A 22,201-nucleotide genomic window follows, 5' to 3' on the forward strand; every position below is an offset into this window, starting at 1 on the left:
CGAATCGAACCCTTCCGCCATTTACAGCGTGCCGACCGACAAAAAGGTGATTGCCCTCACCTTCGATATTAGCTGGGGCGACAAACGGGCTGAGCCGATCCTTGACATACTCAAGGAAAAAGGCGTGAACAAAGCGACGTTCTTTTTGTCATCCCCTTGGAGCAAGACGCATCCCGATATTGTGAAAAAGATGGTCAGCGCCGGCTATGAAATCGGAAGTCATGGTCATAAGCACGTCAATTACAGCAGTCTGAGCGATGAAGAGATCCGCAAGCAAATTACGACCGCCCACCAGCTTCTGAAGGAGGTGACCGGCAAGGATGCCAATCTGATCCGCATGCCGAACGGCGATTTCGACAAGCGGGTGCTCAGGATCGCGGACAACCTGAACTATAAGGTGATTCAATGGGATACTGATTCTTTGGATTGGAAAAACCCGGGCGTCGATACCATTGTCAAGCGCGTCGTCGGCAAAGCTCATCCTGGGGATATCGTCTTGCTCCATGCCAGCGATTCCTGCAAGCAGACCCACCTTGCGCTCCCCGCTATCATTGACAGTCTGCGGGCCAAAGGATATGAATTCGTCACCGTGTCGGAGCTGATTCAGCAGACCGACCTGAAAAGCAAGCCCATCGAGGACAAGTCGACGATGAGCGAGCACCTGCATAAAGCTGTTGGAATGTAGCATATGCATCTTTGCCTTCCCGCATGAAAAAAAGCTGGCGGATTTCCGTCAGCTTTTTGGTGTTGCCAGTATCCGGTTCAGCATGAGCACCTGATAGGCGTTGCATGCAGCTAGCGGCAGATAGACGTACCAGGTTGCAATCCCGCTAATATTCAAGGCGGACAGCGTTTCGACCGTCGTAATGGCGATCATGAAGAATAAGGTAGGAATGAATGCGGTCCGGTTGGTGGCCTTGACTTTAAAATAACCGACGATCAAGGCGACAGCGAGCACGGCCAGGCCAAGCAAAATATCGTTCATCGCGTCTCCGCCCCGCTGCGTTCCATTATCCGCAAGCAGCATCCGCAGGAACATCAAATCCAGCAGAGCAATAACGGTGAGCGCCACTTGTATGTACGGCCATGTTTTTCTGAACAGTCCGATGGCAATGAAATTCAGCGTGAGATACGCGAAAAATCCCATCTGTGAGTATACGCTTACGGTAAAGCCGCTCAAAATCAGCTGCACGACATTCAATACCCCGTCCATCGGGCCATTGAAATTTTGGAACTCTCCCTGAATGATTTGCAGGGACAGACCCATCACTAATGTGATTCCGCCTCCAATAAGGAGCGTGGTCCAAAATAAGTAAAACCATTTTTTCAACGTCAAGGCGCTGCACCTCCGCAATGTTCATTATTTTACCAAGGTTCTCAGCAAAAAACTATAACTGTCAAACATAATTCACAATTCGTCCTGCCATACTACGCGTGAAGGTATGAATGGGACAGAAAGGAGTGCCGTGCCATGAAGACATCATTTATCCGTCTCGCGGTGGTTGGCGCCATTATGATGCTGCTTCTTGCCAGTTGCGGAGCCGAACAGCCCGCTGCCCACAGCACCATGGATTATAAAGAACTAAAAAGCATGGTTATCGATATTCTCAAAAGCGAAGAAGGCCAAAAAGCCGTGCAATCGGCGCATTCCGGAGGAACTGGCGGCGGCATGCAGATGCAGGCGTTGACCATTCAGCAGCAGGAGCAGATTCGGATGGCCGTGAAGGACACGCTTGTATCCCCCGAGTACGAGAAAGTGATCGAAGAAGTGATGAAGGATCCTAAATTTGCCGGAGAGTTCGCAAAAGCCGTCAATAAAGAAAATAAAGAGCTTCATAAAGCGCTAATTAAAGATCCAACATACCAGCAATCATTCGGCGAAATGCTGAAAGCTCCCGATATGACGAAGGCATATCTTGAACTAATGAAGACCCCGGAATACCGCAAGCAAATGATGACGCTTGTGAAGGATGCCATGGGCAGCCCGCTGTTCAAGCTTGAAGTCATGGAATTATTAAGCAAAGTCGTCAAGGAAGAGCTTCAGCCGGAAGAGAAGGGCAAGAAAAAACAAGAAGGCGAAAAAGGCAAGGGGGGCCAAGAAGGCGGCGGAAAAGAAGAGGGCGGCGGCGAGTCCGGCGGCGGGGGCTCCAGTTCATAGGTCTCTCTATTCCCTCGATATGACAAAGGACTCCGCGTGGGAGTCCTTTTGTGTATGGCGATGCTCTCGTTCAGGACAGACGCCGAACGACCTGTTCGGCCAGCTCCGTATACAGCTTGCCGATAGGCGTATCCGCCTTGTAGACCGACGGCGAGAAGTCTGGCTCCGCCGGATGATTGTCAGGCGAACCGAGCGGAATCTGCGCCAGCAGATCGGCGTGAAGCGCTTCCGCCAGCTTGCCGCCGCCACCCCGTCCGAAGACGTACTGCTTCTCCCCGCATTTCGCGCACTCGACGTAAGCCATATTTTCCACGACGCCCAGGATATCATGCTTTGTATGAATCGCCATGGAGCCGGCCCGGGCTGCGACGAAGGCTGCCGTCGAATGAGGCGTCGTGACGATAATCTCCTTGCTGTGAGGAATCATCTGGTGAATGTCCAATGCGATATCTCCGGTTCCCGGCGGGAGATCAAGCAGCACGATATCAAGCTCGCCCCACTCCACCTCCTGGAAGAAATTCCGGAGCATCTTGCCCAGCATCGGCCCGCGCCAGACAACCGGGCTATTGTCTTCCACGAAAAAGCCCATCGACATCACTTTGACGCCGAACCGTTCGATCGGAATCACCATGTTGTCCTGCACGATCGGGCGGTCTTCAATTCCCATCATGTCGGGGACGCTGAAGCCATAAATATCGGCATCGATAAGTCCAACCCGCTTGCCCAGACGGGCCAGGGCCGCCGCCAGGTTGACGGTGACGGTCGATTTGCCGACGCCGCCCTTGCCGCTGGCGACAGCGATGAATTCCACGCCTGATGCCGGATTCAACAGCGGATGCTGTTCCATTCCGGCTCCATGCCCTGCCGGCTCCGGGCCGCGTGCCGGCGCCTCTTCGGCTGGCTGCAGACCGATGGCTTGCAGCTCCGCCGCCGTCGCCAGGCGGATGCGGACATGGATATCGTCCAGACCGAGCGGCGACAGACGGGTCTTGATCTCGCGGGTAAGCCGCTCGCGCGCTTCGGCGTCGGCGGCCTGAGGAGCGATCAGGGCGGTTAGCTTCACTTCTCCCGGCTTGATCATCAGATCGCGAATCCATTGAATATGAGTTAAATCCTGGCCTGTCAAGGGCTCCGTTAATCCATGCAGCGCTTGCAAAATATCTTCTTTCGTGATCATGATGGCACCTCGTCTCTATCAAGGTCAGCAGACGGACATGCTGCTTCGTACGTAGTCTATTATATCATAGGAACGCTATTTACCAATGTTTTCCCCTGCCATGAAGCGGAGTATTCCTTTATAGACCGAGGCTGCCACCTTGCGCTGATACTGTTCGTCCGCCAACCTTCGGGATTCTTCCAGATTCGAGAGGAACCCCACCTCGACAAGCGCCGAAGGAATCTCGACGTGATCCATCAGATACAAGCGCCGATCCACCGGCTTGGCGACCCGATCCGTATTTTCGAGATTCCGCCGAATCTCCGATTGAATCCATTTGGCCAGGCGCTCGCTCTCCGGGTGCCGCTTCGTATAGAACGACTGGGCCCCGCTCCACTTGCCCGACGGAATGCTGTTCATATGAAGACTAATCAGGATGTCCGCTTTCTTCTCCTGAACGAAGCTGACACGCCGTTTCAAATCCTCCGCTTTGCGCTTCGAATACCCTTTGGTGTCCGGGGCCGCCAGATCATAGTCCCCTTCCCGGGTCATGAAGACCAGCGCTCCCGCCTGCTGCAAATAATCGCGCAAATATAAGGCGATAGAGAGATTAATATCTTTCTCAATCACCCCATGCTTGCTTACCGCGCCGCCATCGGGACCTCCATGGCCGGCATCAATGACGACCACCTTGCCGGATAACGGTATCGTCCAGTAGGTCCATGTCTTCGTGGCCGGCATCTCGGCAGTCATGATGGCGATGACGGCCAACACGAGGCAGAGGCTGACGAGCCATTTACGCACGCTATGGAGCGAGATCCACAGAATCGACGTTTTTTTGCTTCGCTTCTCAGGCCAGTTCATCATACAAAAAGTCCACCTCCGTTCCCATACAGACACTAATCATCTATATGGGACAAGGTGGACAAATATACATCGTTCTATAGCTCACTGCGGCAAAATGGAGGGTTCAGGCCTATCTCTTCAATTCGGCGGTCTCCGACATGCCTTCAATCAGAATCCGGGCCACTTCCGGCCGCGAAAATTCAGGCGGAGGGCAGATCCCGTTCCGCAGCATCTCGCGCACCTTCGTCCCGGATAAGGCGACATGCCGCTCCTTCGGATGCGGGCACGTCTTGCTGGATGCCATATTGCCGCACGCGGAACAATAGAAGCTGTGCTCGAAGAAGAGCGGCTGGATGCCCAACTCTTCCGGCTGGAATTCGCGGAAAATATGCTGAGCGTCATAAGTCCCGTAATAATCGCCAACGCCGGCATGATCGCGGCCGACGATAAAGTGGGTGCAGCCATAATTTTTCCGGACAATGGCGTGAAAAATCGCCTCTCTCGGACCCGCATACCGCATCGCGGCCGGAAAGACCCCGAGAAAGACCCGGTCTCTCGGATAATAATGCTCCAGCAGACTGACATAACTGCGCATGCGCACATCCGCCGGCACATCGTCGGACTTCGTCTCGCCGACGAGCGGATTGAGGAACAGCGCGTCGACTATCTCCATCGCGCTCTTCTGGATGTACTCATGAGCTCGATGCACCGGATTGCGGGTCTGGAAGCCGACGACGGTCCGCCACCCGCGTTCCTGGAAAATCTGTCTCGTCTCGGCCGGGTCAAAATAATACTCGCCGAAGCGCTCCGGTTGCAGCCTCCGAACCAAGCGAATGCTTCCGCCGACACAGAACGCCGGGCGCTCCAACAGCTTCCGGACGCCCGGATGAGCGGCATCGGTCGTACGGAACACCTTCTCCGCCTCATGATAGGGATCGATCTCAAAGATGCTCTGCACCTCGATCGTTCCGTACAAGACGCCATCCTCTTCCCCAATCAGGGCGGCTTCATCGCCGATGCGCAAGGCGCCAGCAGTCTCCGCCTGGACCGGAAGCGTTATCGGAAGACTCCATACGGTGCCGTCGGCGAGCCGCATCCGTTCGACGACATGGCGGTAATCTTCTTCGTTCATAAAGCCCTGCAAGGGAGAAAATGCCCCTATGGCAATGAGATCGGCATCCGACAGCGTTCGTCGATTGATTCGAATGGCCGGCAGCCCCTTGACATCCTCCTCAAATCGGTTCGCCTCGGCTTCCGGGACGAGCCTGGAGATGAGTTGGCCGCCATGCGGTAAGATCGTAGTCATTCATCGTTCTCCTTTCGCTGCTTACTGGTGAAGCCCGCACTCCACCTTGCCGGTACCGGACCAGCGCCCGGCGCGCGGATCTTCTCCAGGGCGGACCTGACGCGTGCAGTAGGTGCAGCCGATGCTAGGATAGTTCAAATCGTGCAGGGGATTATAAACGACGTCATGCGAACGAATGTAGGTCCATACATCTTCGGAGGTCCATGCGGCAAGCGGGTTGAACTTCATGAGGCCGAACTTCGTATCATACTCGACCTTCTTGGCGTTCGCCCGGGTCGGCGCCTGATCGCGGCGTATCCCGGTAATCCAGGCATCGTATTGCCCGAGAATGCCGGTGAGCGGCTCGACTTTCCGTATATTGCAGCATAGATTCGGCTCCCGTTCCCACAGCGCCTCCCCGTGGAGCTTGGCCTGCTCTTCCGGCGAGAGCGCAGGGGCGACGCGGACGAATTCCAGATTGTACCGTTCGCTCAATCGATCGCGCGTCTCATAGGTCTCCTGGAAGTGAAAATCGGTATCCAAATAGAAGATATCGGTTGATGGGCTAATGCGCTGCAGCATATCCACCAGTACAACGTCTTCCGCGCCGAAGCTACATGCGAAGGTCAACTTGGGAAATGCCTTGACCGCCCAAGCAATGACTTCTTCCGGATCCGCATGTTCGAATTCCTCTGCCTTCTCTCGTGCCAGCGCTTCCTTTTCCAACAGATTCATTGTGTCTCCCCTCACTCATGAATTATTCCGAGTTTTTCAATATGTTTTGTTTATTTAATTATATGTGCTTTCCTATCTTTGTCAATTTATTTTTACGCATCGCCGTATATCGTCTTGATGTTACAGCATATACCGGGACAATGCCCCAGGTGAATGATCGCGGGCAGCAAAAAATCGGGCCTGTATCCAAGCCCGATCAGTGGCGTTCATACGGTTCCGCAAGCAGAAGTTGGCTCTCTCGCTAGTCCCCTATGGCTTCATCCATGGGGAACGGCTCGCCGGACCATGCCTTGCATGAGGTCCAAGCTTCCTTCCCTTGCCAGAATGGACGATCGGGAGGGAGACCAAGCGGCAGTAGGACCGCAGAGCATAAATACAGGCTCCCCGCAGATATGTAGGCCTCCCCGTTCCCTGGCTGATGCCCGCAGAAGCCGATGGTCAGCCACCCGTCGGCGGTGAGGGGGGGGACTCTATGCCCACAAGAATGGTTGGCGACGCAGCAAGAGTACGCCTGGAACAAATGAAAAGCCCTTGACCAGCAAGGGCCAAGGGCGATAATCGTTGATATAACAGGCTTCTTAACGCTTCGAGAACTGAGGCGCGCGGCGAGCCGCTTTGAGGCCGTATTTTTTACGTTCTTTCATGCGCGGATCGCGAGTCAGGAATCCGGCTTTCTTCAACGAAGAACGGAGTTCCGGATCGGCTTTCAACAGCGCACGGGAAATGCCGTGGCGGATCGCTCCGGCTTGTCCGGAGATTCCGCCTCCGTGAGCCAATACGATTACATCATATTTGCCAAGAGTCTCGGTAAGGTTCAGCGGCTGCTTTACAATCAGCTTCAACGTTTCCAAACCGAAGTATTCGTTAATGTCACGTTTATTAATCACGATGCGGCCTTCGCCCGGTACGAGACGAACACGTGCTACCGAGTGCTTGCGACGACCTGTCCCATAGTATTGTACTTGTGCCATGAAACTGTCCTCCCCTTTCTATTATCCGCGAAGTTCGTAAACTTCAGGTTGTTGTGCTTGATGCGGGTGTTCTGCGCCGGCATATGCTTTGATGCGAAGCTTCATTTTGTTGCCCATGCGCGTCTTAGGCAGCATGCCTTGAACCGCAAGTTCAATCATGCGCTCAGGCTTCTTGTTCAGCATTTCCTGTGCGCTTGTCACTTTCAGACCGCCTGGATAGAGGGAGTGACGATAGTATTTCTTGTCTTGCAGCTTGTTGCCGGACAAGACGATTTTCTCCGCGTTGATAACAACGACGAAGTCGCCGCCGTCAACATGGGGTGTAAATGTCGGCTTATGCTTGCCGCGGATAAGAGCCGCTGCTTCAGAAGCAAGGCGACCGAGTGTCTTGCCAGTTGCGTCGATAACGAACCATTTGCGCTCAACTTCAGCTGGCTTCGCCATATATGTGGTACGCATGAAACATCCTCCTCTGATGACCTTCGATACAGTGTGAACGGCACAACTGCATCCTATCACAATCATTATTGATTACCATCGTTACGATAGTTCGTGTGTATATTCGTTCAGTACGTTCGTTCTCTTGATCTGTGAAAAAAATCTGTCAAAACTGCCCTGAGGCAGCGTGATTTCTTTGCGGGGCCGTGGGAAAGCCTAAAGAAACACAGATGTTATTTTACCGTATTCGGTTCTATTATGCAAGGTCTTTTTTTCCTTCGGCAAAAACCGGCGGGGCCTTATCTATCCGGTCTTCTCCGTCATATTCCACACTCCACAGCGTCAAGCCGTGGGGCACCGCCGTCGGTCCTGCGGCCTCCCGGTTTTTTGCCGCAAGAATGGGCACAATATCATCAGGAGAGAACTTGCCTTCGCCGACCCAGATCAAGGTGCCCGCAATGATGCGTACCATGTTGTACAAAAAACCGTTCCCCGTCACGAACAGATGAATCCGGCCCCGGCCGGGCTCCTGGTTCGCGTTCGGTTCATGCTCCAATCGCGCCTCGCAAATCGTGCGCACATTGGTCAGTTTCGGTGATTTGGGCGATGCGACTGACGTAAAGTCATGCTCTCCGACGAAGTGCTGAAGCGCCTGACGCATCGCCTCAATATCAAGCGGTGCGGGATGATGGAATTCCACATTGCGCCGGAAAACATCACGCGTCCGCTCCGCCAGGATTGAATAACGGTACGTCTTGCGCTTCGCTGAGAACCGGGCATGGAACGATTCGGGAGCTTCCCATGCATCCCGGATGACAATGTCATCGGGCAACCGCGAGTTCATCGCGGCGCACCAACGTTCGATGGGTATCGATGACTCGGTCGCGAAGTTAACCACTTGCCCAAGCGCATGCACGCCGGCATCCGTACGCCCGGAAGCCGTAACGGCCGCATGCTCCTTCGTTAACATGTGAATCGCTTCTTCGATGCGTCCTTGTATCGTGTCCCGACCCGGCTGCGTCTGGTAACCGCTGTATGCCGTGCCGTCATAGCTTAACAGCATTCCAATGTTACGCATAAAGCACCTCCGTGGTGAACCGCCTGCATGGCTGCGGGGACGGCGTCCCGACGCGATTAAAAAGAAAAGCTCCTCATGGGAGCCTTCTTTCACGCCGCTGCTGCGTCGTTATCGTATCGCTAAACAGGACCGCGAACTTACGCGCGGTCAACCAGTTCCAAGTACACCATAGGCGCAGAATCGCCGCGGCGCGGTCCCAATTTCATGATGCGGGTATATCCGCCTGGACGTTCTGTGTAGCGTGGAGCAATATCCGAGAACAACTTCTGGATTGCATCCTGTTCCCCATTCAGAGTCTCGCGGCGAACGAATGCAGCCACCTGACGGCGAGCATGCAGATCCCCACGTTTCGCCAGCGTAATGAGCTTCTCAGCGATGGAGCGAACTTCTTTCGCTTTCGCTTCCGTCGTCTGAATACGCTCATACAAGAACAAATCAGTTACCAAGTCGCGGAACAATGCTTTACGGGCACTGGAATCACGACCCAACTTTTGGTATGCCATTGCTATTTCCCCTCCTTCTAAGCCAAGTTCCTGTTAGTCTTCCATGCGAAGGCCCAATCCGAGTTCTTCGAGCTTCTCTTGAACTTCCTCCAAAGATTTGCGGCCCAGGTTCCGGACCTTCATCATATCTTCTTCGGTCTTCGTAATCAGCTCTTGAACCGTATTGATGCCTGCACGCTTCAAGCAGTTGTAGGAACGAACGGAGAGATCGAGCTCTTCGATTGTCATCTCAAGCACTTTCTCTTTTTTGTCTTCCTCTTTTTCAACCATGATTTCCGCGTCTTTCGCTTCATCCGTCAATCCGACGAACAGCATCAAGTGCTCCGTCAGAATCTTCGCACCGAGGCTCACCGCTTCTTCTGGTCGAATGCTTCCATCCGTCCACACTTCAAGGGTTAACTTGTCGTAGTTCGTGACTTGGCCGACACGCGTATTCTCCACGTTGTAGTTCACGCGGGAGATCGGCGTGTAGATCGAGTCCACCGGGATGACACCAATCGGTTGGTCTTCCCGCTTGTTCCCGTCAGCCTGCACATAGCCACGGCCACGATTTGCGAAGATTCGCATATGAAGTCTGGAACCTTGCGCTAAAGTTGCAATGCGGAGATCCGGGTTCAAAATTTCCACATCGCTGTCCGCTCGAATATCGCCAGCCGTTACAATCCCTTCGCCATCCGCATCGATCTCGAGAACTTTCTCTTCATCGGAGTGGATTTTGAGCGACAGGGCCTTCAAGTTCAAGATGATTTCCGTTACGTCTTCATAGACTCCCGGAATCGTCGAGAACTCGTGCAGGACACCGTCGATTTGGACGGACGTCACCGCAGCACCGGGCAAGGAGGAGAGCAGAATACGGCGCAGGGAGTTGCCTAGCGTCGTTCCGTATCCTCGCTCCAGCGGTTCTACGACAAATTTGCCGTATGTGCCTTCCTCATTGACGTCCACGGTCTCAATTTTCGGCTTTTCGATCTCAATCACTGTATAACCCTCCTTCAAACGTCGCTGGCGTTTTCCAACGTCAAACACCTACGGTCGGTCGATTCATGCAGTATGCCTAAACAACCATTATTCCCAACAGGCGCTAGCTTAATACTACACGCATCGGTGTGCCATCATTATACGCGACGACGTTTTGGCGGGCGGCAGCCGTTGTGCGGGATTGGCGTAACGTCTTTGATCATGCTGACTTCCAAGCCTGCAGCTTGCAGAGAGCGGATGGCAGCTTCACGACCTGCGCCAGGACCCTTAACCATTACCTCAACCGACTTCATGCCGTGTTCCATTGCCGTTTTGGCAGCGGATTCCGCAGCCATTTGCGCTGCGAATGGCGTCGATTTACGAGAGCCTTTATAGCCCAAATTCCCGGAACTAGCCCAAGAAATAGCGTTGCCGTGTGGATCCGTGATCGTTACGATCGTGTTGTTGAACGTAGAACGAATGTGAGCCACACCACTCTCGATATTTTTACGGTCACGACGTTTTGTGCGTACGACTTTTTTCGCTTTAGCCATTGCTAGTTATCCCCCCTTATTACTTCTTCTTGTTCGCTACGGTACGACGAGGGCCTTTACGCGTACGAGCATTTGTCTTCGTACGTTGCCCACGAACAGGCAATCCGCGGCGATGGCGGATTCCGCGATAGCATCCGATTTCGACCAGACGTTTGATGTTCAAAGAGATCTCGCGGCGGAGGTCGCCTTCAACTTTAACATTCTTGTCAATCGCCTCACGGATTTTGTTCACTTCGTCTTCCGTCAAATCGCGAACGCGAGTATCCGGGTTGACACCTGCTTGCGCAATGACTTTCTGAGAAGTCGATTTTCCGATTCCGAAAATGTATGTTAAGGCGATCTCAACGCGTTTATCACGTGGCAAGTCCACACCAGCTATACGAGCCATTAACGCTACACCCCCTTCTTTTATCCTTGTTTTTGTTTATGCTTCGGATTTTCACAGATTACCATAACGTTGCCTTTGCGTCGAATGACTTTGCATTTCTCGCAAATCGGCTTAACAGAAGGTCTTACCTTCATGCTGAATACCTCCTAGTTATCAAGTTGCACCCGTATCTCCAGCCCGCGTCTGACGGCCTGCAAGTGCATGCAAGTGCTCCTCGGCGACAGCCGGGCGCTACTTCCGATATGTGATGCGACCTTTGCTCAAATCGTATGGCGAAAGTTGCACGACCACTTTGTCCCCTGTCAGAATACGGATGAAGTGCATCCGCAGCTTGCCGGAAACATGGGCTAAAATTTGATGACCGTTCTCCAATTCAACTCGAAACGTTGCATTCGGCAACGGCTCAATGACCGTGCCCTCCACCTCAATTACATCTTCCTTGGCCAACGTCATTCTCCTTTCTGTTCAACATCTGCAGCGGCTGACTCTTCCGCAAATTTCGTCAGGACGTACCGGAGCTTACTGTTCGTAACCCGGCCGCTCTCCTGTAAACTTCGGACAACTTCATGGCTAATCTCGGGTAGCACCTCGAGATGAAGCAAGTTTTTTCGCTTAGGCTGGTCAAACTTCCGTTTGTCCCCATCCGCTATATTGACGTAGCGCGATTCTTCAATGCCGATGATGACTGCGAGCTTGCCCGCATCACGACCTCGAAGCACCTTGACGAATTGGCCGAGACGAGGGGTTGATTGTTCACTCATCTTCCATCACCTACTCAACCAGCTTCGTCAAAATTTCGCAACCTTCCGGCGTTACGGCTACCGTATGCTCGAAGTGAGCGCACAGCGTTCCGTCCGCCGTCACTACCGTCCAGTTGTCTGCGAGCGTCTTGACATACCGCTCACCGACAATGACCATCGGCTCTATCGCAAGCGTCATGCCCGGTTTGAGACGCGGGCCGCGGTCCGGAATCCCGTAATTCGGGATTTGCGGTTCTTCGTGAAGATCCGTTCCAATCCCGTGCCCAACATATTCTCGCACGACCGAAAAACCTGCATCTTCGATTACGCGCTGGATCGCATGGGATATCGTGTAAAGACGCGTATCCGGCTTGACCAGGGCAAGCCCTGCATATAGCGATTGCTCCGTTACCTCGAGCAGCCGCCGGGCTGTCTCCGAGATGGTGCCGACGCCATAGGTCCAGGCCGAGTCTCCATGATATCCACGGTATTCCGCACCGATATCGATGCTGATGATGTCGCCTTCGTTTAACTTGCGTGTGCCGGGAATGCCGTGCACCAGTTCTTCGTTGACTGATACGCAGATGCTGCCGGGAAATCCGTTATAACCTTTGAACGAAGGTGTCGCCCCTTGGCTGCGAATGAACGTCTCTGCAATAGAATCGAGTTCACGAGTCGTGATCCCTGGCTTAATGGATTGGGCCAGAAGACGATGCGTTTCCGCTACAATTCGCCCAGCTTCTCTCATGAAGCCTAATTCTACTTCGGACTTACAGATGATCATCTTTTTAACCTCGCAGTAAAGATACGATTTCAGACGTCACCGTATCGATTTCCTTCTCCCCGTCAACCTGACGCAACAAGCCCTTGTTCCCATAGTATTCGAGTAAAGGAGCCGTTTTGTTGATATATTCGTCAAGGCGCGTGCCGACCTTCTCCTCGGTATCGTCCGAGCGCTGGTACAGCTCGCCTTGGCACTTATCGCAAACGCCTGCTTGTGCAGGTGGGTTAAATATGACATGGTACGTCGCGCCGCAAGACTTGCAGATACGTCGTCCCGTAAGACGAGCCAGCAATAAATCGCGGTCCACGCTCAGATTAATGACATGGTCCAGCGTTCGGCCCAACTCCGTCAGGATGCCGTCCAGCGCCTCGGCTTGCGCCAATGTGCGCGGGAAGCCGTCCAGCAGGAAGCCGGCTTCGCAATCCGGCTGCGCGAGCCGTTCGCGAACGATGCCCACGGTAACGTCATCCGGAACGAGCAGACCTTGATCGATGTACTGCTTGGCCTTCAACCCGATAGGGGTGCCTTCGTTCATCGCTTTGCGGAACGCATCCCCCGTAGAAATATGGGGAATTCCGAACTCGGCAACAATGCGTTCGGCCTGCGTCCCTTTCCCTGCCCCAGGAGGCCCCATGAATAGAATGTTCATCGAATGTCACTCCCCTTTATGCAAGCACAGGCTTAACTTCGCCGGAAGTGGGGTGCTTCGATGCCATTCGTTAAGCCTCTGCTATACAAGAAACAGCACAATAGGTGCCGATGAGCACAAAGCCTCATCAGAACCTATTGCCTATTTATTGATGAAACCTTTGTAATGGCGTTTAATCAATTGGCTTTCAATTTGCTTCATCGTGTCAAGCGCGACGCCGACGACGATAAGAAACGAAGTTCCGCCGATTTGAACGGAACGAGGCAATCCGGCGAGCGATCCGAAGAACACCGGTATAATGGATACCACCGCCAGGAAGATGGCGCCGGCCAGCGTGATGCGAGTCATGACCCGCGTCAAATATGTGGCTGTCGCTTTCCCTGGACGGATGCCCGGGATATAACCACCGTTCTTTTTCATTTGATCCGCCATTTGTTGCGGGTTCAACTGCACGAACGTGTAGAAGAACGTGAAGCCGATAATCATGAGCACGTACAACACCATGCCCAGCGGTTTATCGATCATCATATGGGTGATTATCCATTGAGCCCACGTTTTATCCGCCCAGAACTGGGCGATTGTAGCAGGGAACATCAGCAGCGATGACGCAAAGATTACCGGAATAACCCCTGCTCCGTTGACTTTCAACGGAATATGCGTATTTTGTCCGCCGTACATTTTGTTCCCGACCACGCGCTTGGCGTACTGGACCGGAATTTTGCGGTTACCTTGCTGAATGTAGATAACCCCGACGATGATGAGAACGATGAACAGCGCAATGATGATCATCTTAATGATGTTTAAGAACAGCTGATTACCGTCAATGAACTGGCTCTGCACGATCTCCTGGATATGCGTCGGAATGCCTGCCACGATACCGGCGAAGATGATGATGGAAATCCCGTTACCGATTCCCTTCTCCGTAACCTGCTCGCCAAGCCACATCAGGAACGCTGTACCCGCCGTCAATACGATGGCGATTAGGATGTAATCCGTGTACGTGGCGTTCGGAACAAGCTCCAAGCCATATAGCCGGTTAAAACCAATCGCTGTACCGAATGCTTGGATCAGACCCAGAACCACGGTGCCATAACGCGTCACTTGGGCAATTTTCTTCTTGCCCACTTCTCCTTCTTTGGCCCATTCGGCGAATTTCGGCACAACATCCATCGTCAGCAACTGCATAATGATGGACGCCGTGATATACGGAAATATACCAAGCGCAAAGATGGAGAATTTGAAGAGCGCGCCGCCGGAGAACGTGTTCAGGAAGCCGAACAGCTCCGTGCCCTGGTTGGCATTAGCAAAAACCGATGTATCCACACCGGGTACCGGGACAAAGGATCCGATGCGATAAACGATCAAGATCATGAGCGTAAAAAGAATTCTGCGTCTCAGATCTTCGACTCGCCATATATTCGATACGGTCTTAAACATTAAATCACCTCGGATTTGCCGCCGGCAGCCTCGATCTTCTCCACCGCAGATTGAGAGAACTTGTTCGCTTTCACTGTCAGCTTGACAGTCAGTTCACCGTTGCCCAATACTTTGATTCCGCTCATTGGGTTTTTCACGATGCCTTGTTCCATCAACAGTTCCGGAGTAACTTCAGTACCAGCCTCGAAGCGGTTCAATTCCGTAACATTCACTACCGCATACTCTTTGCGAGTTGGGTTGATGAATCCGCGTTTTGGCAAACGACGGTACAGTGGGTTTTGTCCGCCTTCGAAGCCTGGACGAACACCACCACCGGAACGAGCGTTTTGACCTTTGTGACCGCGGCCAGCCGTTTTCCCGTTACCAGTACCGATACCGCGTCCAACACGGCGCTTGCTGTCTTTACGGGAGCCAGGAGCCGGAGTAAGTTCATTCAACTTCATCGTTCGTCGCACCTCCTTAGTTATTTATGACTCTGCTATTTGTTGTCGCTATTGCGTACGTTGCGATTGAAGCATGCATGAAGGAAGCTTACGCTTCGACTTCTTTGACGTCTACCAAGTGCTTCACTTGGTCAACCATTCCGCGGATCGCTGCGTTGTCTTCATGGACAACCGTCTGATTGATTTTGCGAAGACCCAATGTGTTCACCGTTGTACGGTGTGTCTCTGGGCGACCGATCAGACTGCGAACGAGGGTAATTTGCAACTTCGCCATTGTCGTCCCCTCCTTATCCTAACAGTTCCTCAACGGATTTGCCGCGCAGTTTCGCTACTTGCTCTGCCGTCTTCAGACGGGACAGACCTTCGAGCGTCGCGTTGACCATGTTGATGGAGTTCGAGGAACCGAGCGATTTCGTCAAGATGTCGCCTACTCCCGCCAATTCCAACACGGCACGTACTGGACCGCCTGCGATAACCCCCGTACCTTCGGATGCTGGCTTCAAGAGAACTCTGCCTGCGCCGAAATGTCCGATGACTTGGTGAGGAATCGTAGTGTTCACGAACGGAACATGGATGAGATTCTTTTTCGCGTCTTCGATGCCTTTGCGGATTGCGTCAGGTACTTCGGATGCTTTACCGATGCCTGCACCAACCCAGCCTTTGCCATCGCCGACGACTACGAGTGCACTAAAGCTGAAACGGCGTCCGCCTTTAACGACTTTAGCAACACGGTTAATTTGCACAACTTTTTCAGAAAGTTCTAACGTGTTAGGATCAACTCGCAAGTCGTTTACCTCCTTCGATTGAATTCTTAGAATTCAAGGCCGGCTTCGCGTGCTGCTTCAGCCAATGCTTGAATTCGGCCATGATACAAGTAACCGCCGCGGTCGAATACGACGTTGTCGTGTCCTTGCGCCTTGGCGCGTTTTGCGATCAATTCGCCTACTTTGCGCGCAGCTTCGACGCTGCCGCCGTTTTTGATCTCTTCACGAAGCTCTTTGTCCATCGTCGACGCAGCTGCGAGCGTTACGCCTTTAACGTCATCGATAAGCTGAGCGTAGATGTGCTTGGAGGAACGGAATACGTTCAAACGCGGACGTGCCGATGTACCTTCGATTTTCTTGCGGACACGAAGGTGTCTTTTCAGACGCGCTTTATTTTTATTCGCCTTAGTAATCATCTGATTGATTCACTCCCTTCGGAATAACCGTTAAGCTGCTAAGACAAGCGAGCTAGGCAAGATCTTATTTCTTCTTGCCTGCTTTACCTTCTTTGCGGAGAATGCGCTCGCCTTCGTACTTGATCCCTTTGCCTTTGTAAGGTTCTGGTTCACGTACGGAGCGGATTTTTGCCGCATATTCACCAACGCGCTCTTTGTCGATGCCTTTGACGATGATTTTCGTCTGAGCAGGCAGTTCGAACTCGATGCCCTCTTCTGGTGTAATCTCAACCGGATGGGAGTATCCGACGTTCAACACGAGTTTGTTGCCAGTCTTGTTCGCACGGTAACCGACACCAACCAGCTCCAATGTTTTGGAGAAACCTTCCGTTACTCCGTTAACCATGTTGCTGATGATGCTGCGAGTCGTGCCGTGCAAAGAACGGTGAAGTTTATTGTCAGAAGGACGCTCTACATGAATCACGTTCTCTTCAATGGACACTTTCATGTCCTTATGAATTTCACGGGATAAGCTTCCTTTTGGTCCTTTGATAGTAATCACGCTATTGTCCAGAGTGACAGTGACGCCGCCTGGAACTGTAATTGGCTTACGACCAATACGAGACATGTGTTGTTGCACCTCCAATCTTATGCGAATGGTTTACCAAACGTAGCAGATAACCTCGCCGCCCGTTTTTGCTTGGCGAGCTTCTTTGTCAGTCATAACGCCCTTGGACGTCGAGATGATAGCAATCCCGAGGCCACCCAGAACGCGTGGCACCTCAGTGGACTTCGTGTATACGCGCAGTCCCGGCTTACTGATGCGCTTCAAGCCTGTGATGACACGCTCGTTGTCGGCACCATATTTCAGGAAAATGCGGATAAGCCCTTGTTTGTTGTCTTCGATATATTCTGCATCGCGGATAAATCCTTCGCGCTTCAAGATTTCAGCAATTTGCTTCTTCATCGTCGAAGCAGGCATCTCCACGGTCTCATGACGTACTGTGTTAGCATTGCGAATGCGTGTAAGCATATCAGCAATCGGATCGGACATAACCATTAGTGTAAACCTCCTTCCCGCAACAGGGTTGATTACCAGCTAGCTTTTTTAACGCCAGGAATCTGGCCTTTGTATGCCAATTCGCGGAAACAAATTCTGCAAATTTTGAACTTACGTAATACAGAGTGTGGACGGCCGCAGCGTTCACAGCGTGTGTATGCCCGTACTTGAAACTTCGGTTTGCGTTGTTGCTTGATTTTCATCGAAGTTTTTGCCACGTGAGTTGACACCTCCTAAATCGTGTCCAAGATATCGATTCATGGAATCGTTCCGTTCGTACTACCTTGTTCGCCTTCGTTGCGAATTACTTCGCGAAAGGCATGCCGAGTTGCGTCAACAATTCGCGGGACTCTTCGTCCGTTTTCGCGGTCGTTACGAAAACGATGTCCATACCGCGCACTTTGTCTACTTGATCGTACTCAATCTCAGGGAAGATGATTTGCTCCTTCAGACCGAGCGTGTAGTTGCCGCGGCCGTCAAATGCTTTGTTCGAGATACCGTGGAAGTCACGGACACGAGGAAGCGTGACGTTGAACAATTTGTCCATGAAGTGATACATACGCTCACCGCGCAAAGTCACTTTCACACCAATCGGCATTCCTTCACGAAGCTTAAAGCCTGCGATAGACTTTTTCGCACGTGTAATTACTGGTTTTTGACCCGCGATCAATTGCAGTTCAGCAACAGCGGAATCCAAAACTTTGGAGTTTTGAACAGCCTCACCCATACCCATGTTGATGACGACTTTCTCCACTTTTGGCACCTGCATAACGGATGTATAGTTGAACTTCTGCATCAGAGCAGGAGTAATTTCGTTCAAGTAACGTTCTTTCAGACGAGCTGCCATAAGGCACAGACCTCCTTTCTTAGCGATTAGTCGATGATTGCGCCAGAGCGCTTAGCGACGCGCACTTTTTTGCCGTTCTCTACTTTGTAACCGATGCGCGTTACTTTACCGGACTTCGGATCCACGTGCATGACGTTGGATACGTGGATTGGCGCTTCTTGCTCGATGATGCCGCCTTGCGGATTCGCAGCGTTCGGCTTCTGGTGCTTCTTCACCATGTTGACTCCTTCAACGAGAACACGGTTCTCGCGCGGATACGCAGCAATAACGCGGCCTTTTTTACCTTTGTCCTTACCCGTGATGACGATGACTGTATCGTCCTTCTTCACGTGCAGCTTATTGTTATGCGACTCGAGAATTTTCTTCAGTCGTGGCATGTGTCACACCTCCTGCATCTTGCCCGGCCGGCAAGTTGATTAGATCACTTCCGGAGCCAGGGAAACGATTTTCATGAAGTCTTTCTCGCGAAGTTCACGAGCAACCGGTCCGAAAATACGAGTTCCGCGTGGGCCCTTGTCTTCTTTTACGATAACTGCCGCGTTTTCGTCAAACGAAATGTAAGATCCGTCTTTCCGACGAACCGAGCGCTTCGTACGAACGATAACAGCTCTTACAACGTCGCCCTTTTTGACAACGCCGCCTGGTGTTGCTTGTTTTACAGAACATACGATCAAATCACCAATGTGAGCCGCTTTGCGTCCAGTTCCGCCCAACACGCGAATACACATCAATTCTTTCGCACCAGAGTTATCTGCGACCGCCAAACGTGTGAATGGTTGAATCATTCGATTGTCCTCCTTTCGTTGAAGCTATTCGCTGCTTAAACGATGACTGCTTTTTCTACGATTTCAACGAGTCTCCAGCGCTTGTCTTTCGACAACGGGCGAGTCTCCATGATTTTTACAGTATCGCCGATTTTCGCTTCGTTGTTCTCGTCATGCGCTTTGAACTTCTTCGTATAACGGATGCGCTTGTGATACAGGTCATGCTTCTTGTATGTTTCGACCGCGACAACAACGGTTTTGTCCATTTTATCGCTGACGACTTTGCCGACTTGCACTTTACGAGCGTTACGTTGTTCACTCATGAGTGTTGGGCCTCCTTCCTGCATACAGGATCTCTATATTCCGATTCGACATCAAGGTCGATTAACTAGTAATCCCAAGTTCTCTTTCACGAAGAACCGTATGTGCGCGGGCAATCGCTTTGCGTACATCACGGATACGAGTCGGGTTGTCAAGCTGTCCGGTAGCCAATTGGAAACGGAGGTTGAAAAGTTCTTCCTTGAATCCGGCAATCTTTTGTTCAATTTCAGCAGTGGTCAAGTTGCGGAATTCACTAGCTTTCATTATGCTTCACCACCCATTTCTTCACGTTTCACGAACTTCGTCTTGACTGGCAGCTTGTGAGCGGCAAGACGCATCGCTTCGCGAGCTACTTCCTCGGAGACACCAGAAAGTTCGAACATGATCTTGCCTGGTTTAACCACAGCTACCCATTTCTCAACGTTACCTTTACCGCTACCCATCCGAACCTCAAGCGGCTTCGCCGTGATTGGCTTGTCAGGGAAAATTTTAATCCATACTTTACCGCCACGCTTGATGTAACGAGTCATCGCGATACGGGCAGCCTCGATTTGACGGTTCGTGATCCACGTCGGTTCCAATGCTTGGAGACCGAAATCGCCAAAGTTAAGCGTTGTGCCGCCTTTCGCTTGACCTTTCAAGCGTCCTTTGAATTGCTTGCGGTGTTTTACACGTTTAGGTACCAACATGATTAGTTGCCTCCTTCCTGAGCAGCCTTTTTCTTAGCCGTAGGAAGTACCTCTCCACGATAGATCCATACTTTTACGCCCAGACGACCGTAAGTAGTATGCGCTTCGGCTGTGCCGTAGTCAATGTCAGCGCGAAGCGTATGAAGTGGCACAGTCCCTTCGCTGTAACCTTCCGAACGAGCGATTTCAGCACCGCCCAGACGACCGCTAACTGCAGTTTTGATTCCTTTTGCACCGGCACGCATCGAGCGTTGGAGCGCTTGTTTCAGAGCGCGACGGAAAGATACGCGGCGCTCCAGTTGTTGTGCAATGCTCTCAGCGACGAGGATTGCATCCAGGTCTGGAGTTTTGATTTCCGAAATGTTGATGTGCACTTTTTTGCCGCCGGCGATAGCTGTTACCTCGCGACGAAGGGCTTCAACTTCGGAACCGCCTTTACCGATGACCATGCCCGGCTTGGCAGTGTGGATCGTCACGTTCACGCGGTTAGCCGCGCGTTCGATTTCGATGCGGGATACGGCTGCATCCTTCAATTTGTTTTTCAAATACTCACGAATCTTTACGTCTTCGATAAGCAAGGTACCGAAGTCTTTTTCCGCGTACCATTTGGATTCCCAATCGCGGATGATACCAACTCGAAGTCCGACTGGATTTACCTTTTGACCCACTCGTTATCCCTCCTTATTTTTCAGATACCACGATAGAAATGTGGCTGGTTCTCTTATTGATACGGCTTGCACGTCCCATAGCGCGCGGACGGAATCGTTTCAAAGTAGGACCTTGGTTCACGTACACTTGCTCGATTACGAGCTTGTTCACGTCCATTTGATAGTTGTGTTCTGCATTGGCAATCGCCGAGTTGAGCAGCTTCTCCACGACCGGAGATGCCGATTTAGGCGTGTGGCGCAGAATCGCGATCGCTTCGCCCACTTGCTTGCCGCGGATCAAGTCAATCACCAGCTTGACCTTGCGCGGAGAAATGCGAACATTATTCGCATGTGCCTTCGCTTGCATGGAAGTACCTCCCCTCAAATGCTATATAGTCAAAATTAGCGTCTAGTTTTTTTGTCGTCGTTCGTGTGGCCTTTGTACGTGCGTGTCGGCGCGAATTCGCCGAGCTTGTGTCCGACCATATCTTCCGTCACGTACACTGGCACGTGCTTGCGTCCATCATAGACACCGAACGTATGACCGATGAATTGAGGGAAAATCGTGGAGCGGCGCGACCAAGTCTTAACGACAGCCTTCTTGTTGGACTCGTTCATTTGCTCGACTTTCTTCATCAAATGACCATCGACGAATGGTCCTTTTTTCAAACTGCGACCCATGTGTGAATCCTCCCTTCACAAAACCTTATGCTTGCGTGCGTTACGCCGCAGAGTATGCAGTCGGGTAAATATTATTTCGTGCGATGACGTACGATATATTTATCGGAATGCTTACCTTTTTTACGCGTTTTGTAACCGAGCGTCGGTTTGCCCCATGGAGACATAGGCGTTTTGCGGCCGATAGGAGCTTTACCTTCACCACCACCGTGAGGGTGATCAACCGGGTTCATGACGACACCGCGGACGGTAGGACGCTTGCCCAACCAGCGGCTGCGGCCGGCTTTACCGATTTTGATAAGCTCGTGGTCGCCGTTGCCTACGGAACCGATTGTCGCGCGGCATACTTTGAGGACCTTGCGAACTTCGCCAGAGGACAGGCGAATCGTCACATATTTATCTTCTTTACCGAGCAATTGAGCTTCCGTACCGGCTGCGCGAACCAATTGGCCGCCCTTGCCTGGCTTCAGCTCGATGTTGTGGATAACTGTACCTACTGGAATGTTCTCAAGCGGCATTGCATTGCCTGTCTTGATGTCGGCTCCAGGTCCGGATACGATCACATCGTTCACTTTCAGGCCTTTCGGAGCGATGATGTAACGTTTCTCACCGTCTGCATAGTGAATCAACGCGATGTTGGACGTACGGTTCGGATCGTACTCAATCGTAGCAACGCGGCCTGGAATGCCATCCTTGTTGCGTTTGAAATCGATGATCCGGTATTTACGCTTATGTCCGCCGCCGTGGTGACGAACCGTGATTTTACCTTGGTTGTTGCGGCCTGCTTTCTTGCTCAATGGAGCGAGCAGGGACTTCTCTGGCACATTCGTTGTGATCTCTTCGAACGTAGATACGCTCATGCCACGACGAGCCGGAGATGTCGGTTTGTACTTTTTGATAGGCACTGGTTTTCC

Annotated in this window: 37 protein-coding genes and 1 pseudogene (1 of these 38 cut by a window edge); 2 read left to right on the forward strand and 36 right to left on the reverse strand. The window is 52.2% G+C overall.

All coding sequences use genetic code 11. The features are described 5' to 3' along the window. Nucleotides 1-685 carry the 3' portion of a polysaccharide deacetylase family sporulation protein PdaB gene (gene pdaB, locus L6439_RS24715; protein ID WP_213471531.1) on the forward strand. 119 nt of this gene lie to the left of the window's left edge, so 685 of the gene's 804 nt are visible here — the last part of the coding sequence; its start codon lies off the left edge, out of view; its stop codon occupies nucleotides 683-685. Nucleotides 686-733: 48 nt separating this feature from the next. Here pdaB and L6439_RS24720 read toward each other — a convergent pair whose 3' ends face one another. After that, nucleotides 734-1,336 (reverse strand): KinB-signaling pathway activation protein, encoded by a 603-nt coding sequence (locus L6439_RS24720; RefSeq protein ID WP_213471532.1) that lies wholly within the window; start codon nucleotides 1,334-1,336, stop codon nucleotides 734-736. A 135-nt stretch (nucleotides 1,337-1,471) separates the two neighbouring features. On the opposite strand from L6439_RS24720, the gene gerD reads away from it, so the two are divergent. Continuing rightward, nucleotides 1,472-2,158 (forward strand): spore germination lipoprotein GerD, encoded by a 687-nt coding sequence (gene gerD, locus L6439_RS24725; RefSeq protein ID WP_168182378.1) that lies wholly within the window; start codon nucleotides 1,472-1,474, stop codon nucleotides 2,156-2,158. Nucleotides 2,159-2,228: 70 nt separating this feature from the next. Here gerD and L6439_RS24730 read toward each other — a convergent pair whose 3' ends face one another. The 35 genes and pseudogenes from L6439_RS24730 to rplB all read right to left on the reverse strand — a co-directional run bounded on the left by L6439_RS24730 (nucleotide 2,229) and on the right by rplB (nucleotide 22,192). After that, nucleotides 2,229-3,335, reverse strand: a complete 1,107-nt coding sequence (locus L6439_RS24730) for an Mrp/NBP35 family ATP-binding protein (protein ID WP_168182379.1) — start codon at nucleotides 3,333-3,335, stop codon at nucleotides 2,229-2,231. A 75-nt stretch (nucleotides 3,336-3,410) separates the two neighbouring features. Further along, the gene (gene cwlD, locus L6439_RS24735) at nucleotides 3,411-4,181 is read right to left on the reverse strand and encodes an N-acetylmuramoyl-L-alanine amidase CwlD (protein ID WP_168182380.1); all 771 of its coding nucleotides are present in this window, start codon (nucleotides 4,179-4,181) and stop codon (nucleotides 3,411-3,413) included. Between the two features lie 109 nt (nucleotides 4,182-4,290). Then, nucleotides 4,291-5,466 carry a sulfate adenylyltransferase gene (gene sat / locus L6439_RS24740; RefSeq protein ID WP_213471533.1) on the reverse strand — a complete coding sequence of 392 codons (1,176 nt, stop codon included), beginning with the start codon at nucleotides 5,464-5,466 and terminating at the stop codon, nucleotides 4,291-4,293. A 21-nt stretch (nucleotides 5,467-5,487) separates the two neighbouring features. Continuing rightward, nucleotides 5,488-6,180 carry a phosphoadenylyl-sulfate reductase gene (locus tag L6439_RS24745; protein WP_168182382.1) on the reverse strand — a complete coding sequence of 231 codons (693 nt, stop codon included), beginning with the start codon at nucleotides 6,178-6,180 and terminating at the stop codon, nucleotides 5,488-5,490. A gap of 241 nt (nucleotides 6,181-6,421) precedes the next feature. After that, nucleotides 6,422-6,634, reverse strand: a pseudogene (locus L6439_RS24750) (DUF2264 domain-containing protein); the annotation flags it as partial. Between the two features lie 124 nt (nucleotides 6,635-6,758). Beyond that, the gene (rpsI, locus tag L6439_RS24755) at nucleotides 6,759-7,151 is read right to left on the reverse strand and encodes a 30S ribosomal protein S9 (RefSeq protein ID WP_006284382.1); all 393 of its coding nucleotides are present in this window, start codon (nucleotides 7,149-7,151) and stop codon (nucleotides 6,759-6,761) included. 21 nt (nucleotides 7,152-7,172) lie between these two features. Then, nucleotides 7,173-7,610 carry a 50S ribosomal protein L13 gene (rplM, locus tag L6439_RS24760; protein WP_006676520.1) on the reverse strand — a complete coding sequence of 146 codons (438 nt, stop codon included), beginning with the start codon at nucleotides 7,608-7,610 and terminating at the stop codon, nucleotides 7,173-7,175. A gap of 235 nt (nucleotides 7,611-7,845) precedes the next feature. Further along, a complete protein-coding gene (gene truA / locus L6439_RS24765) occupies nucleotides 7,846-8,667 on the reverse strand; it encodes a tRNA pseudouridine(38-40) synthase TruA (protein WP_168182383.1) in 822 nt (273 codons plus the stop codon). A gap of 137 nt (nucleotides 8,668-8,804) precedes the next feature. Beyond that, complete coding sequence (gene rplQ / locus L6439_RS24770) at nucleotides 8,805-9,170, reverse strand: 50S ribosomal protein L17 (RefSeq protein WP_006676518.1); 366 nt, start codon at nucleotides 9,168-9,170, stop codon at nucleotides 8,805-8,807. A gap of 33 nt (nucleotides 9,171-9,203) precedes the next feature. After that, the gene (locus L6439_RS24775; protein WP_006676517.1) at nucleotides 9,204-10,148 is read right to left on the reverse strand and encodes a DNA-directed RNA polymerase subunit alpha; all 945 of its coding nucleotides are present in this window, start codon (nucleotides 10,146-10,148) and stop codon (nucleotides 9,204-9,206) included. 137 nt (nucleotides 10,149-10,285) lie between these two features. Continuing rightward, complete coding sequence (gene rpsK / locus L6439_RS24780; protein ID WP_006676516.1) at nucleotides 10,286-10,681, reverse strand: 30S ribosomal protein S11; 396 nt, start codon at nucleotides 10,679-10,681, stop codon at nucleotides 10,286-10,288. A gap of 19 nt (nucleotides 10,682-10,700) precedes the next feature. Then, nucleotides 10,701-11,069, reverse strand: a complete 369-nt coding sequence (rpsM, locus tag L6439_RS24785; RefSeq protein ID WP_111154675.1) for a 30S ribosomal protein S13 — start codon at nucleotides 11,067-11,069, stop codon at nucleotides 10,701-10,703. A gap of 20 nt (nucleotides 11,070-11,089) precedes the next feature. After that, nucleotides 11,090-11,203 (reverse strand): 50S ribosomal protein L36, encoded by a 114-nt coding sequence (gene rpmJ / locus L6439_RS24790; protein ID WP_003333770.1) that lies wholly within the window; start codon nucleotides 11,201-11,203, stop codon nucleotides 11,090-11,092. A 97-nt stretch (nucleotides 11,204-11,300) separates the two neighbouring features. Beyond that, nucleotides 11,301-11,516 (reverse strand): translation initiation factor IF-1, encoded by a 216-nt coding sequence (gene infA / locus L6439_RS24795; RefSeq protein WP_006676514.1) that lies wholly within the window; start codon nucleotides 11,514-11,516, stop codon nucleotides 11,301-11,303. Nucleotides 11,517-11,518: 2 nt separating this feature from the next. After that, on the reverse strand, nucleotides 11,519-11,830 hold the full coding sequence (locus L6439_RS24800) for a KOW domain-containing RNA-binding protein (RefSeq protein WP_006676513.1): 312 nt from the start codon (nucleotides 11,828-11,830) through the stop codon (nucleotides 11,519-11,521). Between the two features lie 10 nt (nucleotides 11,831-11,840). Then, on the reverse strand, nucleotides 11,841-12,593 hold the full coding sequence (gene map, locus L6439_RS24805; RefSeq protein WP_168182384.1) for a type I methionyl aminopeptidase: 753 nt from the start codon (nucleotides 12,591-12,593) through the stop codon (nucleotides 11,841-11,843). Between the two features lie 4 nt (nucleotides 12,594-12,597). Further along, nucleotides 12,598-13,242: an adenylate kinase gene (locus L6439_RS24810; protein ID WP_168182385.1), complete on the reverse strand. Its 645-nt coding sequence runs from the start codon at nucleotides 13,240-13,242 to the stop codon at nucleotides 12,598-12,600. A 141-nt stretch (nucleotides 13,243-13,383) separates the two neighbouring features. Further along, complete coding sequence (secY, locus tag L6439_RS24815) at nucleotides 13,384-14,679, reverse strand: preprotein translocase subunit SecY (protein WP_168182386.1); 1,296 nt, start codon at nucleotides 14,677-14,679, stop codon at nucleotides 13,384-13,386. Further along, entirely contained in the window at nucleotides 14,679-15,122 is a 444-nt protein-coding gene (gene rplO / locus L6439_RS24820) for a 50S ribosomal protein L15 (RefSeq protein WP_168182387.1), read from the reverse strand. Before rplO ends, secY begins: the two co-directional genes overlap by 1 nt. Nucleotides 15,123-15,210: 88 nt before the next feature. Then, nucleotides 15,211-15,396 (reverse strand): 50S ribosomal protein L30, encoded by a 186-nt coding sequence (rpmD, locus tag L6439_RS24825; RefSeq protein ID WP_168182388.1) that lies wholly within the window; start codon nucleotides 15,394-15,396, stop codon nucleotides 15,211-15,213. Between the two features lie 13 nt (nucleotides 15,397-15,409). After that, nucleotides 15,410-15,907 carry a 30S ribosomal protein S5 gene (rpsE, locus tag L6439_RS24830; RefSeq protein ID WP_006284361.1) on the reverse strand — a complete coding sequence of 166 codons (498 nt, stop codon included), beginning with the start codon at nucleotides 15,905-15,907 and terminating at the stop codon, nucleotides 15,410-15,412. A 26-nt stretch (nucleotides 15,908-15,933) separates the two neighbouring features. Further along, nucleotides 15,934-16,302, reverse strand: a complete 369-nt coding sequence (gene rplR, locus L6439_RS24835; protein WP_168182389.1) for a 50S ribosomal protein L18 — start codon at nucleotides 16,300-16,302, stop codon at nucleotides 15,934-15,936. A gap of 64 nt (nucleotides 16,303-16,366) precedes the next feature. Next, entirely contained in the window at nucleotides 16,367-16,909 is a 543-nt protein-coding gene (gene rplF, locus L6439_RS24840) for a 50S ribosomal protein L6 (protein ID WP_168182390.1), read from the reverse strand. 33 nt (nucleotides 16,910-16,942) lie between these two features. After that, nucleotides 16,943-17,341 carry a 30S ribosomal protein S8 gene (gene rpsH / locus L6439_RS24845; RefSeq protein ID WP_168182391.1) on the reverse strand — a complete coding sequence of 133 codons (399 nt, stop codon included), beginning with the start codon at nucleotides 17,339-17,341 and terminating at the stop codon, nucleotides 16,943-16,945. Nucleotides 17,342-17,373: 32 nt separating this feature from the next. Then, nucleotides 17,374-17,559 (reverse strand): type Z 30S ribosomal protein S14, encoded by a 186-nt coding sequence (locus L6439_RS24850; RefSeq protein WP_006676503.1) that lies wholly within the window; start codon nucleotides 17,557-17,559, stop codon nucleotides 17,374-17,376. An 86-nt stretch (nucleotides 17,560-17,645) separates the two neighbouring features. Beyond that, nucleotides 17,646-18,188, reverse strand: a complete 543-nt coding sequence (rplE, locus tag L6439_RS24855) for a 50S ribosomal protein L5 (RefSeq protein ID WP_168182392.1) — start codon at nucleotides 18,186-18,188, stop codon at nucleotides 17,646-17,648. Nucleotides 18,189-18,214: 26 nt separating this feature from the next. Further along, entirely contained in the window at nucleotides 18,215-18,565 is a 351-nt protein-coding gene (gene rplX / locus L6439_RS24860; RefSeq protein WP_087444235.1) for a 50S ribosomal protein L24, read from the reverse strand. Nucleotides 18,566-18,604: 39 nt separating this feature from the next. Then, nucleotides 18,605-18,973 carry a 50S ribosomal protein L14 gene (rplN, locus tag L6439_RS24865; protein ID WP_006284354.1) on the reverse strand — a complete coding sequence of 123 codons (369 nt, stop codon included), beginning with the start codon at nucleotides 18,971-18,973 and terminating at the stop codon, nucleotides 18,605-18,607. A 35-nt stretch (nucleotides 18,974-19,008) separates the two neighbouring features. Then, nucleotides 19,009-19,275, reverse strand: a complete 267-nt coding sequence (gene rpsQ / locus L6439_RS24870; RefSeq protein ID WP_006676499.1) for a 30S ribosomal protein S17 — start codon at nucleotides 19,273-19,275, stop codon at nucleotides 19,009-19,011. 61 nt (nucleotides 19,276-19,336) lie between these two features. Next, a complete protein-coding gene (gene rpmC / locus L6439_RS24875) occupies nucleotides 19,337-19,537 on the reverse strand; it encodes a 50S ribosomal protein L29 (RefSeq protein ID WP_006676498.1) in 201 nt (66 codons plus the stop codon). Next, complete coding sequence (gene rplP, locus L6439_RS24880) at nucleotides 19,537-19,962, reverse strand: 50S ribosomal protein L16 (protein ID WP_006676497.1); 426 nt, start codon at nucleotides 19,960-19,962, stop codon at nucleotides 19,537-19,539. The genes rpmC and rplP overlap by 1 nt, the downstream gene beginning before the upstream one ends. Before the next feature lie 2 nt (nucleotides 19,963-19,964). After that, nucleotides 19,965-20,630: a 30S ribosomal protein S3 gene (gene rpsC, locus L6439_RS24885; protein ID WP_168182393.1), complete on the reverse strand. Its 666-nt coding sequence runs from the start codon at nucleotides 20,628-20,630 to the stop codon at nucleotides 19,965-19,967. Between the two features lie 13 nt (nucleotides 20,631-20,643). Beyond that, the gene (gene rplV, locus L6439_RS24890; RefSeq protein ID WP_087444234.1) at nucleotides 20,644-20,976 is read right to left on the reverse strand and encodes a 50S ribosomal protein L22; all 333 of its coding nucleotides are present in this window, start codon (nucleotides 20,974-20,976) and stop codon (nucleotides 20,644-20,646) included. Nucleotides 20,977-21,011: 35 nt separating this feature from the next. Further along, a complete protein-coding gene (rpsS, locus tag L6439_RS24895; RefSeq protein ID WP_006284347.1) occupies nucleotides 21,012-21,290 on the reverse strand; it encodes a 30S ribosomal protein S19 in 279 nt (92 codons plus the stop codon). 71 nt (nucleotides 21,291-21,361) lie between these two features. Continuing rightward, nucleotides 21,362-22,192 carry a 50S ribosomal protein L2 gene (rplB, locus tag L6439_RS24900; protein WP_168182394.1) on the reverse strand — a complete coding sequence of 277 codons (831 nt, stop codon included), beginning with the start codon at nucleotides 22,190-22,192 and terminating at the stop codon, nucleotides 21,362-21,364. Between the last annotated feature and the right edge of the window lie 9 nt (nucleotides 22,193-22,201).

Origin of the sequence: Paenibacillus dendritiformis (assembly GCF_021654795.1) — a bacterium.
In the GTDB taxonomy this organism is placed as follows: Bacteria; Bacillota; Bacilli; order Paenibacillales; family Paenibacillaceae; genus Paenibacillus_B.